Origin of the sequence: Chryseobacterium sp. BLS98 (genome assembly GCF_001045445.1) — a bacterium.
Taxonomy (GTDB): Bacteria; Bacteroidota; Bacteroidia; order Flavobacteriales; family Weeksellaceae; genus Chryseobacterium.
This window is the reverse complement of the sequence record NZ_LFNF01000003.1, coordinates 317,709-334,946: the sequence shown is the minus strand read 5'-3', so window position 1 is coordinate 334,946 and position 17,238 is coordinate 317,709. Positions and strand designations below refer to the sequence as shown.

Sequence of the window (17,238 nt, the reverse complement as noted above, 5' to 3'; positions counted from 1 at the left end):
ATTATATATTATTTGCTACAACGTCTGTATTGATATTGGCTACCATTGCCTGAAGTGCATCTGCATACGCACCATGTCCGCTCCCTAAGGTTTTAATACCAAGCCCTTCATTGTCTTCAATATATCCGAAGATTTCATGTTGTTCTCCTAAAGCTCTTGGTGCAGCTCCGGTAAGACCACCTACTAAGGCAATTTTATTAAGTCCGGGAATTCTTGAAAATGCCAATGTAGCAAGTAAGCCTTCCCTATTATTTTGTAATCCGTTAAGGATATCATTACTTGTACTATAGTTGATGATATTTGAAGTTGATCCTACAGCTTTCTTTTCATCAAGATACTTCAGAGTATTACTATGTACCCCTCTTGCATTAAAAGTATAACCAGGAAGTCCTGTATAGTAGGAAGCCATTGCGCTATTCCCTCCTCCTAATGAGTGCCCTGTAAATTTTACTTTTCCGTTAGTTGCCTCATTCATCTTTTTGGCAAGGTTTCTCGTCTTTTCTATCTGAGGCGTATTAAAGCCAAATGCTTGTCCTCCATCTTCTATCACCCAGTCTTTTATAAACTGATCGCCTGCTTCTGAGCCCCTGAAAGCTACAAAATAATCTCCAGTTTCTTTATTATAGTATAGGGAAGAAAAGAATCCATTATCTTTATTTGTATTAAAATCTTTTGTCTTTAATACTCCAGGTCCGAATAATTCATCTAATTTATTCTGATCATCGGTATTGATGCGGGTATATCCGTCTATAGTAGTATTTTGTCCTTTATTGTCTTCGTAAGAATCCTGTGCCATTTTACTGGCAGTAACAGCTTCCTGCAATTGGACAACCGGTAAATGAAAAGTAACCTCTCCTCCTATAAAACAATGTAAACTGGAATTTTGAAGTAAAGGTTTTTTATTTTCGATTCTAACTTTCGGATGGGTATTTTTCCAATCGCTTCCCTTACATAAAAATGAACAGATATTCAGGCAGTCATCAATCAGGGCACTTCCGGCCCAGGCTGCAGCGGCTAAAACAAAAAGTCCGCCGGAAAAAGCCGCTGCTACAGCAACTCCGGCTAAAGCCCCGGCGATCATCATTTCCGGACAAATAAAATTGTCTTTAAAACGGTCGTCCTCCGTAGCCATTAGCTTGGCCCCTTTTTTCAAGTTTACTGAAGACTGGGAACTGACTCCAATTCCTATAAGCCTTCTGCCTTTACTACAAATAAGCGGCGTCCCCTGTGCGATATATAACTGACTCATAGTGATCGTGAATTAATGTGTTACTTTTTATTTAACCTTATATGATATCTGCAGACATAAATCATTTTTTCATTAAGCTCTTCCTTCACATGAAATATAACTTCTGACAGTACCGAATCCTGATTATAGATATATTCTCCTTCTATTGCATATTTGTATTCCAAAGCATTGACCAGGGTTCTCTGATACTTTTCCTTATATACATTTTCAAACCGGGATTGGCTTTCCTTGCTTTTTCCTTCCAGCTTTACAGTATATCCTCCGTCTTCGTTTCTGTAAATCCTGTAGGCAGAGCTGTAATTCAGTTCTTCTCCGGGGAAAAGCGTTGATAAAGTGGTCCTTACAGGAATTTCCTCGGTAAAACTTCCTCCGCTGAATGCCGGTAAGGGATAAAACATAATCTGGTACAATAAATTTCGTCCAATATTACGGTCTATATTATTAAACTCTTTATCGTAAATCTGAATAAAAGTTTTATAACTCTCTTTTACCAGCTCAAAAAAATGCAAATCTTTCTTTATCTCCTCCCACTTCCTTAAAACTTCATTCTTGTTGGTAACTTCATGAATGCTTTTATCCGTATTCAAAGATAATTCTACTATGTCTGTTGCCTTATTTATTTTTTCAAGAATTTCATAAAAAGGTTGCATCTGACCATCTGACTGAATATAATTCTGGGCAGAAGATTCTACAGTGATGTGGTTGTATTCTCCCGGTATTACGGTCCAGTCTTGTTCTATTTCTGTCTGGTTCGCTTTTCCTGTTCCTAATGTAAGATAGGATTTTATATTGATTTGATATTCTGCTTTTTTATACCAGGCATATTTAAATCCTGATAAGTCATTATTTTCTTCATTATTCGGTTCCAATGCCATGCCTTGCTAAGTTTTTAGAATAAATTGCCCAACACTAGTTGATATCAACTTTACTTCCGGTGATAAACAGATCTCCTGTTGCATTAATTGAAGTGATCGATTGACTGTGGATGCTCAGTTTATCCTGGGTTACCAATAAAGCATTCTGTAAAGAATTCAAATCCAGCATTCCTTCTTTGGCAGAAATAGTGATTCCTTCTTTGGTGATGGTAATGCTGTTTTCACCTACTTTTAATTCAATTTTTGTTTTTCCTTCCACCGATATGTTTCCGCTGGCATCCATTTTTAAAACCGATTCAGCCGCTCCGCCGTCTTTTCCACCTACGTTAATAGAGCTCGTGCTTCCAGCATTAACCGTATTATTGTTTCCTACGTTGACTGTTTTATTATTGTTGGCATTGGTCTGTGCATTTCCTGCTCCGTCAAATTTCATATTGGCGCCGCCCTGATCGGTCAGAAAAACAGAACCTTCACCATCATTCAATTCCAATTTATTTCCACTTCTGCTGCTTAAGCTTTTGATGTTATTCCCGGTTCCGCCTCCGCCTCCGATTCCTCCATGAAACATTCCTCCCATGACAAACGGACGGTCCGGGTGCTGATGCACAAAGTTGACAATAACCTGGTCTCCAACTTCCGGAACAGCCATAAATCCTCTGTTCTTGCTTACCTTGTCACTGCTTCCCGCATCCGGAGTCATTACCCGTATAAATTCGGTAGTGTCCGGTCCTCCCTGCCAGTCAAACTGAACCTTTACCCTGCCTTGGTTTAAAGGATCGGTATTGGAAATTACTTTGGCAAATTGCGGTTCTGCTTTCGGGGTTTCAAATTCCGGGCGGGGAATAAATCCCGTATCTGCAGCAATAGCCTCAAAAGTTCCGTCATAATACCCTCTTGCATTGACTTCATGGGTAACTTCCACAATCATTAATTTGGTAAAATAAGAAGTATCGTTAGTATCTGTTTTACGCATTTCAATATCTGCTGTACATCCGGGATACAAGAAGGGAACCGTTGTAGATCCTGAAGTAATAAAAACCTCCGATGCTTTGCTTCCTGCTGTTCCTTTCTGGGAGGCATCAATATCCATAAATGAAGTAGCTTTGATAGGAGCTACCCGTAAAGAAGGTGTTTTAAAGGTCTTCTCTGAAATTTCGTAAGCCCGTTTGGCAATATCTGAAGTATGGTTGATCTTTGAGCTTCCTGTAACGAGCTTCTCATTTTTACTGCTGTTATAGCCATAAAAACTCGGACTTACATGCTGGGCCCTCATTTTGATCGCAACATCATTTACGCTGCTTCCATAGGTAAGCTTTACCGGTTTTTCCTGTGGCGGAAGTTTACCGAAATGCAGAACTTCACCGTCATAGTAAAACTGTTCGCCATAGGCTTCTGCAATTCTTGCCAGGTAGTTATAATGGGTTTCTTCATATTGGGAGCTGTAAGGAACGTTTCCGTGCTGGGCATCTACCCTGAAATCGAACTTATTCTGTCCCAGTCCTTCCCTGATGACATGATCAGCAATACTGTTAAGACTTACTTCCTGGCCGCCCCCGAAACTCTGAATGTGCGGTGCAGCATCCAGCAGCACAGTCGGGCTGAATCCTTTAAGGACGATATTTCCCAAGCTTCCTTTTTCCTGGCTGAACCCTACTTCTGTAATAACACCCACAAAATTACGTTCGGGGCCCTGCTCGATATCTTTATATTTAAATACTACTGTGATTCTTTTTCCTAAAAAGCTCTGCGCTTCCTGCAAATTATGGTTTTCTGCACCTCCTAAAGTGTCGTGAGCGAGAATAAGGCTGAATTCGTGATGCTTTGAAGCACTCTGCACCAGCTTAAAATGTTTAAAATGCCTGATTACCTGTCCCTCTACTACAATATCAAGCATGACAACACGGTTTATTCCCGCAATAATGCTTTCCGGGATAGCCTGAGCGTTATGTATTTTGGAAGTAGGCTGTTTGGACCATACCTTGTTTTCAGTAATGGCTGGATTATTGGGAACCATAGTCTGGTTCATGAACATTTTGGAGCTTTGGGAAGCGCCCGAATAAATGTCCTGTGCGTTTTTTGCAGACTTCTTAATGGCTTCATCCGCTTTCCGAAGCTTATCATCTGCTTTTTGTATAGCCATATCTTCAGCATGGTTAAGCTGTTCTGCTGCTGTATCTTGTATACTGCCTTTCGGACTCTGCACTTTTATCGATTGATCATCTTTAAACATAATAGGTGTTTTTGTTTAAATTATAATAAATTATGAATAGCTTCCAGTAATACGGAGGCAGCTTCCAATCCTAACGTAACGCTTATAATAAGGTTCCGGAGGAGTATTTTGGACGTGATTTGTCCAAATACGGCAAAAACAGAATAGTATATTCTTGCGAATACACTATTCTGTACCAATTTATTTTTACTAAGATGATTGTTCAGGATTAATGACCTGATGAAGGCCACATTCCGCGGTACTCGGAGTTACCTAAAGTGATAACTTCTGCGCTTATAACAAAGCTGATCAGCATACTGTTTTCGTCTACAGCGTCGAAGTCTACTTCATGCTGGATTACATATCCGTTTTCCCACTTCAAAGTAGTGAGTGTTCCTTCTTCGTGAGATTTGTTGAAAGTAACTTCACCTGTAGTAGGCTTATACTTTCCGTTCAGTAAGCTTTCAAGGATGTCCGATTTTTCAGTAGCTTCTACTGTAACTTTGATCAGTGCATTGGAGGGATCCGATGCTACACGTCCTGAAACGTCTGTAGATCTGGATACGCTGTAGTTCAGCTTTAATAATTTCTGCTCTTCTCCTCCGTTGAATTTTAAGATTCCTCTTGAATTTGCTGCCATGATTTGTAAATTTTAATCGTTAATATTTTGTGATTTGGTGATTGATTACATAACAAAGATAGAACGTCATATTTTAATAAAAAATCTTTTGAATGTAAAATTGAAATTTTGTAGTAATTCTACGATTTGATGTAGTAATTCTACGACAATAGATTTAAGCACAACATTCAAATATTTGATTTACAATATATTAAATCAAATTAAAACGTCCAATTAATAAAATTATTTTACACTTAAAAGAGAAATATTAAGAATTTTTTAAGAATAATTAGTACGCCTTTAACAAAGCTTACCATTGAATCATAAAAAACCGCCACTAAAAATAGTGACGGCTGTAGATTATAATCATTTAATTTATTGCTGTTGTACCCGAACACCTTCTTTTATGGAACGGGAAAGAATTTTATTCTTTTTCAGAAGAAAATCCGGCATAAGATCGGTAGGAAGATAAAAAAGACTTTCTCCTTTTTTCTGTAATTCTTCAGTAATTCCGGGGTTCCAGGCAAGGATTTCATTCATTTCCACATCCAGCTCATCAGCAATAACATCCAGATTGAATCCTGCATTAATTTCGGTCTCCTGAAGAGGTGCAGCATTGTTTCTGCCACTCCCGCCTTCTGTAAAGAAAACTTTATTAAGCCTTGCAGAATTATAATTATTCAAAACACTTTCCAGCTCACCGGTTGCGTAGCAGGCATTCAAATATTTTTTAACGTGATTGATGGTTTCGGCAGGAAGATATTTAGAATACACATGATACTGCGTAGAACCTGCGTTTTGCATTGCTTTGGCAATATTCCCTTCACCGCAGTTATAGGCCGCTACAACTGTAATCCAGTCGCCATACTTTTTATAGAGATTTCCCAGGGAAACCACTGCTATTTTTGTACTTTTATATACATCTGTGCGATTCTGCTCAGTAAGTCCATATTGATTGGCGTGTGCAGTCATAAACTGCCATATTCCTACTGCTCCTGCTCCCGAAGTTATATTCCTGTTGAAATGGGACTCTATCAGGGCAAGGTTTCTTAAATGTCTGGGCAGTCCTTTTTGTACCAGGGAATATTCGATGAATTCAACGATTTCTTTATTGGCATTGATAATATTGTTATACCTCCTTACACTACTCTCTGAAGTATCAGAAGGTTCCAGAAACTGTGCGTTCATCATTGCAAAACTCCCTGTCAGCATCATTGCTGTAAAGATATTTCTGAATGCGGTTTTCATTTTTTAATATGTTTTATGGCTAAAAGGCAGAAAGGCTAAAAGGTTAATTCCCCAATGAGCCTTCTGTGTATTATCCGTCTACTTTCCAGGTTAATTTTTCTTCTTCTGTATTCCAGTCTACATGAATGGTCTGCCCGGATTTCACTTCTTCTCTCACGATCATTTTGGAGATCGGTCTCGCCAGTTGTGCGCGAATCACTCCTGAGATCTGTCGTGCTCCGTATTTGCTGCTGAATCCTCCGAGTGCCAGGTTTTTCACAGCTTCGTCACTGATTTTTAAGGTCATTCCCAATCTCGTTAAAGATGTATGAAGTGATTTCAGCTGGATGTTGAAAATTCTTTCTGCAATGGATTCGGTGATCGGCGCAAAAGGAATAATCTCTGTAATTCTTGCTAAAAATTCGGGTCTGAATCTTCCTGAATTGGACATAATCTGCATCAGTGAAGAGGATTCCGGAACTTTTCCTTCTTCAAACTGCTTGACAATTTCTTCACTTCCGATGTTTGAAGTGAAAAGGATCAGGGCATTGCTGAAGTCGCCTTCTTTTCCCAACTTATCATGAACTTTTCCTTCATCCATGATCTGAAGGAACACATCAAACACAGAATGGTGCGCTTTTTCAATTTCGTCAAATAAAACAACGGTATAAGGCTGCTGTCTGATTTTATTAACGAGCATTCCTCCTTCTTCGTAACCGACATAGCCCGGAGGCGCTCCGTACAGTAACGCTGCGGAATGTTCTTCCTTAAATTCGGACATATCGAAACGTACCATTGCTTTTTCGTCGTTAAAAAGGAGCTCTGCCATAGATTTTGCCAGCTCGGTTTTCCCTGTACCGGTAGGTCCCAGAAGGAAGAATGATCCGATTGGCTGCCCCGGTTTGTTCAATCCGCTTCGGTTTTCAACAATAGCGTCTGAAAGAATTTTCAAGGCATGATCCTGCCCTACTACTCTGTTTAATAGCAGGGATTCCATATTCAGGAGCTTTTCTTTTTCCTGGGCCTGAATTTTCCCGATCGGAATATTTGTTTTTGCCGCCATTACTGCTGCCAGTTCCAGACGGTCTACTTTTTCTCTTTTTTTGGCTGCATGCTGCAATAGTTCGGCATAAGTATCATCAATGATCTTGTGGATCTGATCCACAGGCATGGAATTGTCAATAACAGGCTGCTCATTTAATGAACCCCAAAGAATAGGGCTTATTTTGTCTCTCAGAAGGTTATAATTCCAGATCAGTTCATTCGCCTGGTCTTTGCTGTCGGTAAACTCTTCTTTTAAAATGGCTTCATAGGTTTCTTTCCAGCTTGCGAGTTCTTTTTCCGAAAGCTCATCAAGCATTTTGATGGCGGCCATAGTACGGTCCAGCAAGTCAATGGCTGCATCAGGCAGTTTTTTTCCTTTTGCATATCTTTTTGCAAGACGTACGCATTCAGGAATGGATGTTTTTTCTACTTCGATGCCGTGGTGTTTTTTGTAGCCGTCAAGAAGGACATCAATCATTTTCACGCACGTCTGTTCGTCCGGTTCATTCACGGTCAGGACTTCAAAACGACGGTTAAAAGCCTGCTCAGGTTCGATAATTTTTCTGTATTCTTCCTGAGTTGTCGCTCCGATTACTGTAATTTCACCTCTTGCCAATTCCGGCTTAAGAAGATTAGCTACATTTCCGATACTTCCTTTAGGGTCTAAAAGGGTATGAATTTCATCGATGAAGAGAACTGCTTTTTCAATTTTCTTGCATTCGTTGATTACTTTTTTCAGGCGGTCTTCAATTTCACCTTTATAGGAAGTTCCGGCTAATAATGCTCCAGTGTCCAGCTCCAGAAGTGTTGCGTTTTTAAGCATTTCAGGAACATTTCCTTTGGTAATTTCTATGGCAAAGCCTTCTACCAATGCCGTTTTTCCTACACCCGGCTCACCGATGATGATTACATTCGGTTTGCTTCTGCGGCAAAGGATTTCAACGAGCATTCTCAGTTCTTTGTCTCTTCCTATGATATTTTCAAGATCTCCTTTTCTGGCTTGTGCTGTTCTGTCTACACAATAGCTTTTAATCGACGGAAATGAAGAATCCGTATAATCCGACCCGTTTGAAAAAAGTGAGGAAAAATTACCGTCTTCTGACACCGCGAAAGGGGTATCTTTTCTATATAAGTTGAAAATTTCGTGTTCTCTAAGCGGGAGTGATTTCAGCTGCTGCAGTGAAAAGACAACTTCAGGTTTTACAATGGCAGTAAGGATGCATATCGGAGTGATCTCATCCAGCCCTAGTTTCAGCCTGATATCGTCTGCTTCTTCATTAAGTGTATCTACAGCATCATCCGGGCGTACTTCATCCGGAAGATGGGCTGTTTTCGGATATTCTTCAATACGGACATCTGCCCATTCATAAAAGTACCCTGGATCTTTATCAATATTTTTCAGGAATTCATTAAGGCCGATATCTTTATGCATTAAAGCCTGCAGGATATGCGGGCCGCCATAGGTGGCATTATAATTTTCCTTTGCTATTGACTGGGCAATATGAAATAGCTGCTTTACTGTTTCGTTGGTTACTAGTACTCCCATTATAATTTTTAATATTAATATGTTTGTGTTTCTTCGGTTTGTATCAGATTATTTGGTGTTATCTGCCAAGGCTTACCTTTTTACAAATATATCTTTTTTATATAAAATGTTTGTAACATAAAGGTAGTTAATTCTTTGATCAGAGAAGTAATAAGTTTTCTTAATGGCAAATCAAATAGTTTTTACTTTTTAAACAAAAAGACCGCCTTTGGGGACGATCTTTTTTATGAATGTTGATGTGTAATAGTGTGTCTTCGTTAAGTGGCACAATCCTTAGATCATCATTGTATTTCAGTTTCAATAACTTCTGTTATTCCCCTTCATTTATGATTCTTTGAATTCGTCATGATTGTGCCTTTTATCAGTATTAATATTTTGTGATGTGGTGTGATTGTTTAACAAATATAAAGCGGTTATTTTGATCTCAAAAATATTTCAATATAAATTTCATATTTTGTAGTAATTCTACGACTTTTGATTTAAAAATCCTTGCTATATCTCATTAAAAAAGGATTTGAAGTCCTAGGGATATATACCAAAAAGTGGAAATTAAACACTTAAATGAGAAATAGTTGTGTTTTGAAGTACAAAATTAAGGTTTAAAATGCGGGATTTCAGACCTGATGTTTAAAAGTAACATAACAAACCGATTTTTGAAAGTTCCTGAAATAAAAAAAGCAGAAGTAATACTCCTGCTTTTGATATGATTTAACGAATGATTAATGTTTGGTGTATTCCGGCTCGTCTACGGTTTGGGTAGTCGGCATAAAATACTCATTCAGCCAATAGAAGGTCTGCCCGTTCTGCTGGATTTTCACAGCCGGATTGTTTCGGTGGGAAAGCATATGTTCTGCCAACTGTTTATAGTTTTTGAAGTATGCTCTTGCTGTTTCTTTTAAAACAACCTTGGATTTCTTCCAGCCTTTCAGCTTGTATTTTGACATCAGTTCATCTTCAGAATTATCGAATCCTGTACTTAATCCTACTGCGTATGACATTGGTTTTTCATACAGTTCAGACTTATCCAGGAATTTTAAAGTAGGATTGTATTTTTTAAGAATCCTGATATATTCTTTTATAGCTCTTGACTGGTTGAAGTCTGCTCTTTCCGGTTCTGTTTTAAGATAAACTTCCGTATAGAAATTCTTCAGGTTATCATATTCCGTTTCAGAGATAAGAATTCCTTTTTCTATGCCCGGTTTGAAATCTTTCAGCTCTTTCGGGATATATCCTTTTACAAGGAACGGGTTCCCGTAGTTGATCAGCTGGGCTGCAATTCCTGCAGAAACCGGATTGGTAAGGCCAGGGAACAGGTATTTATATTTCAGGTCTACATCTGTTCTTCCTGCCCCTACTGAAGAATGGAAATATTCATTCAGAGATTTGTCAATGGTCTGGTTATCCAAAGTAACCTGTGCAATAAGGCTGTCTACCGATTTTTTCAGGTAACCGGGTGTTGCTACGTCTCCTTTTTTAGGGAAGATTACAAATCCCTGAGACATGCTCTGTTTTGGATAATCCAGCGAGAAGAATCCTTCATCGCCCTCTACAAGGTTAAAGTTATTTTTAGTAAGAACATCACTCTGGTTGATGATCTTCTGTTTTTTAAGTTCAGCAATGTTCTTTGCAGTATTGGTGACTACATTTTCTGCCATTAATACGAAATCGTTGTAGGTATCGGATGATCTTGCACTGGTCTGGAACATGATCAGCCTGGCCTGGGCCTGAGTAAGAGAACTGATTACACTATACATATTGCCGCTCTGGTTGGCAGAGGTTCCTACAGTCACCACTACATTGGTTTCATCCGGAACATTGGAAAGCAGATTTCCTGCGGCAGTAAGCGCCTCTCCCACCGGCTGGTACCCGCTGTTGCTGGCACAGTTCATTTCATTGGTTCTTTCGTCTATGAATTTGGTGATCTTACTATAATCCGAACTTAAGTTGGAAACCAGAACATTTTCCCCACACGGATTATTTTTATACAAAACAACACCGTATTTTACTCCATTGAAATAAGAAGGTTTTTCAAATCTAAGCTGCAGATCCTGGAGAAGGGACTTTACAATCGGGGCATAAGGAGCGTTAGGGCCGCTTACATCCAGAGCAAATACAATATTGATATTTTTGTCTCTTTCCGTGATCTCCCTGTAACGGTCGAAATAGATTTCCTCTCCTAAAACATTGAATACATAGTTTTTACTGTAATCTAAAATATTAGTGAAATATTTTGTCTTGGAATCCGGTGTTGGAGCTTCATTCAAAGGTAAACTTACCGGATAAATATTTTCCAGAGGGGTTCTTTTGTTGGTATCCGTAAGGAGAATGGCCGTTCTGCTATCTGAATCTGACGCGCCCGGATATCCTTCATGGATTCCCAAGGTCGTTTCCGTAACTTTGGTATCGTTTTTCAGCTTTACTGCAGAACGCTCACCCCACGCAGAGATGACATTGGCGTTGACCCATCCGTAAAGGTTGGTACCGATGCTGTCTATATCAATGGAAGGTTTTTTACCTACCAAAAACCGCTTGTTGTTTTCTGCCTGCTTATAGACATACACCATTTGTCCGTTTGGAATTTTGACATTGGCGGCTTCTATAAGGCTTGGTGAATTGAACACCATGATGGAATCGTTCTTATAATATCTCTCGGCACTTCTGATCACTTCACTGTGATTCGGTACCACAGCTACTCTTACAGGGAAACCTGTTTTTTCGCTTTTTAAAGAATTGTTCCATAAAAGAAGGTCGGATTCCGGGATCCATCCATAAGTTTTAATGGATTTTGACGAAACTTTTTTCATTAAAGCATCGGGAACGTATTCCGCTACTTTTACCATTCCGTCTCTATGCTTCAGAACCATTAAAGGCTCAAGAAATTTAACTTCTTTGTAAGATTTTTCGTCACTTTTATCAAGATAGGCTGTATTTCTGGATCTGTCTGAAATAACGATCCAAGGGACGGATTTTTTAGGAAATCCGTTCACAACCGGCGAGTTGTCTACCTGGCCGTACTGTGACGGTTCAGGGGTCCTTTTAGATGGCAGCTTCACCTGACAGCTTGCTAACAATACTGATAATCCTATATAATATGCTGCTAGAGGAAATTTATTCTTCATCCTATTTTATTTTTATGATTGGGTGGTGTATCCGGGAGCCCGGACTTATTATTTGCTTTGGTTGATGTCAACCTTGGTTACACAGTTCTGTTTGTCATCCAGGTTTACTTTTACACTCTGGATCACAACATTTTTGTCAAACTGAAGGCCTGCACAGTACATATAAAAGTTATTGGCTTTACTGTCGCTTACTTTTACTACCGTGTTTTCATTGTTACACAGGTACGTTCTCAGCAGGTAGTTATAATGCATGTTGAAACTGTTTCCGTTGGCAATCTGCTGCAGGTGGTATTTGAAATCATCATCAACCTTTTTGTAAGAATCTTCCACCGGAATTTCATCTTCCTGTAAAGCGTTGTAAGCAGGAAGGATCTTGATCAGGTGGTAAATAGGTTCCTGGCTCTCTTCAGTAAACAATGCTACACGGTAGTCACCCGGTCTTTTATAGGAATAGATGGCCATTTTTTCTTTGGCGTCTATATTGCCCGTTTCGCCAAACTTCCAGGCAAACTGTGTAGCCTCAGAAACTGCACGGAACTGCACATTTTCATTTTGCATCGCCTGTGTAGGCGCATCAATAATGGTGCTGATCTTCGCGCTGTCTTTTGGCTTCTGGTATCTTGGCGAAACCATTACAGGGAAGGTTTTGGTATATTTGTTATCAATAATCAAGCTTACCGAATAATAACCCGGTTTGTTGTAAAAGTGGATTCCAGTGCTTTTGTCAGAAGTGGTCCCGTCCCCGAAATTCCATCTTTTGGTTTTTGCGAACTGGGTTTTATCCTCAAATAAAAGCGTATCTCCTACCGATAGTGAGGAAGGATACACTACCCCCACAATATCATCAGCAGAATGGATCACCTTTTTCTGCAGCCATAACGCAACGAGCGCCGCTATCAGCAACGTTGCGATAACACCAATAATAATGTTCTTTTTGTTTTTTTGAAAATAATTCATAGTTAAGTGATTGTGATGTGTTTGTTCCTTGAATGTTTATTTCTTGATTACTGGGTCCTTGCCCTTAATGCATTTTGTCTTTCGTAAAGTCGGTTTTGTTTGTCTTTGAAACCAATCCTGCATTCCTCCACCTCTTTTTCAAATCTTTTTACATCTTCAGTTGTTGTGGAAATCACTTTTTTGTCTTCAAAATACATTTTGTAGAATTTAGCGATCTGCGGATAGGCATCCTTGCGGATATCCATGACGTCGTTTCCATGAAAATAACTGGCAAGACCATTAATCCCATTGAAGATATTATTTTCTGCAAAAGGCTCCGGAGACTTGTCTGCAATTCTGCTGATCATGGTATAGGTACTGTCCATTTCAGGCTGTAAGACTTTTTGTTCGCGATCGAATGCCGCTTTCTGTTCCAGGCTTTGTATTCCCCTGACATCTTCTTCCGAGAACGGAGAGTCATAACCTTTTAAAAAGATGATTCCGAAGAATATCATAGCTGCCAAAAGCATCAGTATTAAATAGAGAAACTGGTAATGCCTTTCTTTTTTAGATAGTGTAATAGATCCCTGCATATGCTTTCTTTTTTATTATCTTCTTCTACCTCCTGTAAAATTTCTTGTAGGATCTTTTCTGAGCTGTCCATTGGCTCTTCCTACTTTTGCAATACAATCTTCAAGATCCCTAAGGACGATCTTCTTATTGGATTCCACTCCTATAATATCATTCTTTAATTTCAGCATTGGCTCTATCTGCTTCATCAGAACGGCATAATGCTTGAAATTATCCACACTGTCTTTACCCATAATGTTTTTCACTTCTCTTACATCATCCATAATTCTGGTTCTGAGAAAAACATCATTTTCCACCTTATTAATGTTTAGCTGGCTCATCTGATCATAGATTTTATCTACATGAATCCTGAGAACATCACCACGCATCATAAGTTCTTTGTAAGCATCAGATTGTCTGACAATTCCTTCCCGTTGTATATTATAGCTTTTAAAAAAGAGGAATAAACACAGAAAAGACACCACCGAGAGAACGGCGAAAGACAGAATAAACTTCCAAATGCCTATTCTCACGTCAGATTTGTTAAGTTTTTTTTCCCTGTTAGAAGACATATTTTTGCGATTTGTTTGGCCTGTGAAAATATAAAAAAAAAAATTTATGCACAATACGTATTTTCCCTAATGTAGTTTCGTGAAAACCCCTATTTAACGAAGTTTAATTTTAACTTTCATAAGTTTTTCATAAATTAGGCCTCTGAATTTTAAATATCACCACCAAATCGATATTAAAAAGTGAGTAAATTATTATCAAATACAGTGCGATTTTCTATAGCTGACAGTGATTTTTATTTTAAAAAAATCATGATCAAAACGCTTATGGAAAATCCCTTCTATATGCTTCTGAATGACTGTAATAACGGCCATGAGCTCGTGAACAGGATTTACAGAAGACAGGAAGATGTGTTTATTATAGAACTGTTTATGCCCGTATTAAGTGGTATGGAAGCCATTAAGTACATCAGGAAAAATAATACGGAAACCCCTATTGTAACCTATTCCAGCACCTACCAGGAAGACATGGCTGAAATTCTTTCCAAAATTCCCAATATTTATTACTGCCAGAAAAAAAGCACCATTATAAAAGACCTTATCAAAGGAAGTATCGCTTCTGACAGCTTCGATTATGAAAAGTATTCCAAGGAATGGGAGCAGCAGCCACTCGCTGTACAGAACTATATGGAAAGGCAGAAGAAAGGCCAGGAAGAGCTGAACCCTACCGAAATACAGCTTATGAAATTCTGCTACGAAGGCTACAGCAATAAGGAAATTGCAGAAAAGCTGAACCTCAGCACCCGTACGATAGACACCTATATCAACAGGCTTACTGAAAAGCTGGGACTGAAAACAAAACTGCACCTCATCCGTTTCTGTGTAGAAAATGGATACTATAATTCCAGCATGTAGAAAGATTTAACGTAATATTAATATAGGCTCAACACAAAAACTCCAACTCTTTAAACAAAAATATTTTGCCACTAATTTGCTAGTATTCAATTTTTTTAACTAAATTTGCACACCTAAAATTTAAAATTAAAAAAGGAAATGACAAAGGCAGAATTGGTAAACACCATCTCAAATAAGTTGGGAACAGAAAAGAATGAAACACAGAAAGTTGTAGAAGCTTTTATGCAGGAGATCAGAACTTCTATGTATAATGGGGATAACGTTTATCTAAGAGGTTTTGGATCTTTTATCATTAAAACAAGAGCTGCTAAAACAGGAAGAAATATTTCTAAGAACACTGCAATTGAGATTCCTGCTCATAACATTCCTGCTTTCAAACCTTCAAAATCTTTTGTAGAGAAAGTAAAAACAAAAGTCGCAGTAAAATAAAAATTAACTGAATATTAACTAGTTACTAAAAAATTAAAATTATGCCAAGCGGAAAGAAAAGAAAAAGACACAAGGTTGCAACTCACAAAAGAAAGAAAAGAAGAAGAGCAAACAGACATAAGAAAAAATAATCTCTTTTTTTCGGGATTTACAATATAATAATATAGTTGGTGGTTTTAATTATTTAGAGTTCACCGACTATATTTTTGTTTGCAACGATAAGATTCAAAAGGAAAAATAAAGGCTTTTGCAGATATTTTTTAAAAATATACAGCAATTTCATTCTAAATTCTTATATTTAAAATTATTTAATTGCTAAAAAATACGCCAGTTTCCTATAATCTTAATAAATTTTTATCTTATACAAAATGAAGAAAGAACTAATAGTTTCGCATGAAGATGATCTTACAAAGATTGCACTGCTGGAAGACGGAAGACTATGTGAACTTCATGAGCAAGAGGACAAAAGCGAATTTATAGTTGGAGATCTGTTTGTAGGAAGAGTAAAAAAGCTGGCACCCAACCTGAATGCCGCATTCGTAAACATCGGCTACGATAAGGATGCATTTCTTCATTACCAGGATCTGGGGCCCCAGTACCTTACCTACAGAAAGTTTTTAAAAGACACTATTTCTAAAAAACAGAGCACTTCAAGCTTAAAAAATTTCGAGATACAACCCGAAATAGACAAAAACGGAACCGTAGAAAAAGTCATTGCCAAAGATGATCTTGTTCTGCTTCAAATCACTAAAGAACCTATTTCCACAAAAGGTCCGAGGATCTCTACCCAGGTTTCTTTAACAGGACGGTTTCTGGTCCTGATCCCTTTCGACAACAAAGTTTCCATTTCTAAAAAAATCAGAACCACTGAGGAAAAAGAAAGACTGAGGACACTTATCGACAGCATCAAACCTGAAGGTTTCGGTGTGATTATAAGAACGGTAGCGGAAGGAAAAAAAGTGGCAGACCTTCACAATGATATGAATCAGCTGATCCAGAAATGGGAAAGCACATTCAAAAACATTCAGAGAAGTAAAGTTCCGGCAAGAGTTTTAAGCGAAGAAGACAAAGCTTCAGCTATTTTAAGAGACAATTTCAACCAGGATTTCGTAAGTATCATCTGTGATGATGAACAGATGGTAGGTGAAATGACCAACTACGTGGAGGTTATAGCCCCGGAAAAAAAGAATATTGTCCAGTTTTACAATTCACACATCCCTCTTCTCGAATATTATAACGTTGAAAAACAGCTCAAACAGAGTTTTGGAAAACACGTTAATATTCCAAGTTCAAAAGGTGCTTATCTCGTTATCGAGCACACAGAAGCACTTCACGTAATCGACGTCAACTCCGGAAACAATATCACCACCGGAAATTCCGCCAACAAAGAACACGCACTCAACGTGAACAAAATGGCAGCTACCGAGATTGCCAGGCAGCTTCGTCTCCGTGATATGGGAGGCATTATTGTAATCGACTTCATCGATATGCAGAATCCCGAACACAGAAGGGATCTGTACGAACATCTGAAAGAAGAAATGAAGCGTGACAAAGCACGCCACAAAATTCTTCCCCCGAGCAAATTTGGCCTGATCCAGATTACCAGACAAAGAAACCGTCCGGAAAAACAGATCGAAACCAAAGAAGAAAACCCGAACAAAGACGGAGAAATTGTAGCTCCGATCGTGATCGTTGAAAGAATGGGCGAAACGCTCAGAAGCATCCTGCAGAAGGAGAAAGGAAAAATTTTCCTGCATGTACACCCTTTCGTGGAAGCCTACCTTACCAAAGGCATCAAAAGTATCCAGATGAAATGGTTCATGAAATACAAAAAATGGGTAACCATCATCCCAAGGGATTCTTTTAAATATTTAGAATACAAAATTTACAATTCGAAGAAAGAAGAATTGATCGAGTTTTCTAATTAAAATAAAATTTAACCTCCGGTTTTTCCGGAGGTTTTTTTGTTATATTTGCAATCCTAAAAACAC

The 17,238-nt window shown here is 38.5% G+C and carries 13 protein-coding genes; 3 read left to right on the top strand and 10 right to left on the bottom strand.

All coding sequences use genetic code 11. The features are described from left to right. Position 1: 1 nt before the first annotated feature. From ACM40_RS12745 to tssO, 10 genes are all read right to left on the bottom strand, one after another. Positions 2–1,249, bottom strand: a complete 1,248-nt coding sequence (locus ACM40_RS12745) for a PAAR-like protein (RefSeq protein WP_048503169.1) — start codon at positions 1,247–1,249, stop codon at positions 2–4. A 20-nt stretch (positions 1,250–1,269) separates the two neighbouring features. Further along, positions 1,270–2,124, bottom strand: coding sequence for a hypothetical protein (locus ACM40_RS12740; RefSeq protein ID WP_048503168.1), 855 nt, complete (start codon positions 2,122–2,124; stop codon positions 1,270–1,272). Between the two features lie 34 nt (positions 2,125–2,158). After that, positions 2,159–4,354 (bottom strand): type VI secretion system Vgr family protein, encoded by a 2,196-nt coding sequence (locus ACM40_RS12735; RefSeq protein ID WP_048503167.1) that lies wholly within the window; start codon positions 4,352–4,354, stop codon positions 2,159–2,161. 208 nt (positions 4,355–4,562) lie between these two features. After that, positions 4,563–4,973: a type VI secretion system tube protein TssD gene (gene tssD, locus ACM40_RS12730; RefSeq protein WP_175548869.1), complete on the bottom strand. Its 411-nt coding sequence runs from the start codon at positions 4,971–4,973 to the stop codon at positions 4,563–4,565. A 354-nt stretch (positions 4,974–5,327) separates the two neighbouring features. Continuing rightward, on the bottom strand, positions 5,328–6,200 hold the full coding sequence (locus ACM40_RS12725; protein ID WP_048503166.1) for a lytic transglycosylase domain-containing protein: 873 nt from the start codon (positions 6,198–6,200) through the stop codon (positions 5,328–5,330). Positions 6,201–6,270: 70 nt separating this feature from the next. Beyond that, a complete protein-coding gene (locus ACM40_RS12720; RefSeq protein ID WP_048503165.1) occupies positions 6,271–8,769 on the bottom strand; it encodes an ATP-dependent Clp protease ATP-binding subunit in 2,499 nt (832 codons plus the stop codon). Between the two features lie 719 nt (positions 8,770–9,488). Beyond that, positions 9,489–11,888, bottom strand: a complete 2,400-nt coding sequence (gene tssR / locus ACM40_RS12715) for a type VI secretion system protein TssR domain-containing protein (protein ID WP_048503164.1) — start codon at positions 11,886–11,888, stop codon at positions 9,489–9,491. Between the two features lie 48 nt (positions 11,889–11,936). After that, on the bottom strand, positions 11,937–12,845 hold the full coding sequence (locus ACM40_RS12710; protein ID WP_040996570.1) for a PKD domain-containing protein: 909 nt from the start codon (positions 12,843–12,845) through the stop codon (positions 11,937–11,939). A gap of 47 nt (positions 12,846–12,892) precedes the next feature. Next, on the bottom strand, positions 12,893–13,417 hold the full coding sequence (locus ACM40_RS12705) for a type VI secretion system transmembrane protein TssO (RefSeq protein ID WP_048503163.1): 525 nt from the start codon (positions 13,415–13,417) through the stop codon (positions 12,893–12,895). Between the two features lie 15 nt (positions 13,418–13,432). Then, positions 13,433–13,966, bottom strand: a complete 534-nt coding sequence (gene tssO / locus ACM40_RS12700) for a type VI secretion system TssO (RefSeq protein ID WP_048503162.1) — start codon at positions 13,964–13,966, stop codon at positions 13,433–13,435. Positions 13,967–14,215: 249 nt separating this feature from the next. Between tssO and ACM40_RS12695 the strand changes: the two genes are divergently transcribed. The 3 genes from ACM40_RS12695 (at position 14,216) to ACM40_RS12685 (ending at position 17,175) form a co-directional block, all read left to right on the top strand. Further along, on the top strand, positions 14,216–14,818 hold the full coding sequence (locus tag ACM40_RS12695; protein WP_228376177.1) for a response regulator transcription factor: 603 nt from the start codon (positions 14,216–14,218) through the stop codon (positions 14,816–14,818). Between the two features lie 138 nt (positions 14,819–14,956). Further along, positions 14,957–15,247 carry an HU family DNA-binding protein gene (locus tag ACM40_RS12690; protein ID WP_002984212.1) on the top strand — a complete coding sequence of 97 codons (291 nt, stop codon included), beginning with the start codon at positions 14,957–14,959 and terminating at the stop codon, positions 15,245–15,247. 368 nt (positions 15,248–15,615) lie between these two features. Further along, positions 15,616–17,175 (top strand): ribonuclease E/G, encoded by a 1,560-nt coding sequence (locus ACM40_RS12685; RefSeq protein WP_048503160.1) that lies wholly within the window; start codon positions 15,616–15,618, stop codon positions 17,173–17,175. The last annotated feature ends 63 nt before the right edge of the window (positions 17,176–17,238 follow it).

Excerpts from the sequence above, each read along its gene's own strand:
- ACM40_RS12745 (WP_048503169.1), bottom strand. The coding sequence starts at position 1,249 with ATGAGTCAGTTATATATCGCACAGGGGACGCCGCTTATTTGTAGTAAA.
- ACM40_RS12740 (WP_048503168.1), bottom strand. The coding sequence starts at position 2,124 with ATGGCATTGGAACCGAATAATGAAGAAAATAATGACTTATCAGGATTT.
- ACM40_RS12735 (WP_048503167.1), bottom strand. The coding sequence starts at position 4,354 with ATGTTTAAAGATGATCAATCGATAAAAGTGCAGAGTCCGAAAGGCAGT.
- tssD (WP_175548869.1), bottom strand. The coding sequence starts at position 4,973 with ATGGCAGCAAATTCAAGAGGAATCTTAAAATTCAACGGAGGAGAAGAG.
- ACM40_RS12725 (WP_048503166.1), bottom strand. The coding sequence starts at position 6,200 with ATGAAAACCGCATTCAGAAATATCTTTACAGCAATGATGCTGACAGGG.
- ACM40_RS12720 (WP_048503165.1), bottom strand. The coding sequence starts at position 8,769 with ATGGGAGTACTAGTAACCAACGAAACAGTAAAGCAGCTATTTCATATT.
- tssR (WP_048503164.1), bottom strand. The coding sequence starts at position 11,888 with ATGAAGAATAAATTTCCTCTAGCAGCATATTATATAGGATTATCAGTA.
- ACM40_RS12710 (WP_040996570.1), bottom strand. The coding sequence starts at position 12,845 with ATGAATTATTTTCAAAAAAACAAAAAGAACATTATTATTGGTGTTATC.
- ACM40_RS12705 (WP_048503163.1), bottom strand. The coding sequence starts at position 13,417 with ATGCAGGGATCTATTACACTATCTAAAAAAGAAAGGCATTACCAGTTT.
- tssO (WP_048503162.1), bottom strand. The coding sequence starts at position 13,966 with ATGTCTTCTAACAGGGAAAAAAAACTTAACAAATCTGACGTGAGAATA.
- ACM40_RS12695 (WP_228376177.1), top strand. The coding sequence starts at position 14,216 with ATGATCAAAACGCTTATGGAAAATCCCTTCTATATGCTTCTGAATGAC.
- ACM40_RS12690 (WP_002984212.1), top strand. The coding sequence starts at position 14,957 with ATGACAAAGGCAGAATTGGTAAACACCATCTCAAATAAGTTGGGAACA.
- ACM40_RS12685 (WP_048503160.1), top strand. The coding sequence starts at position 15,616 with ATGAAGAAAGAACTAATAGTTTCGCATGAAGATGATCTTACAAAGATT.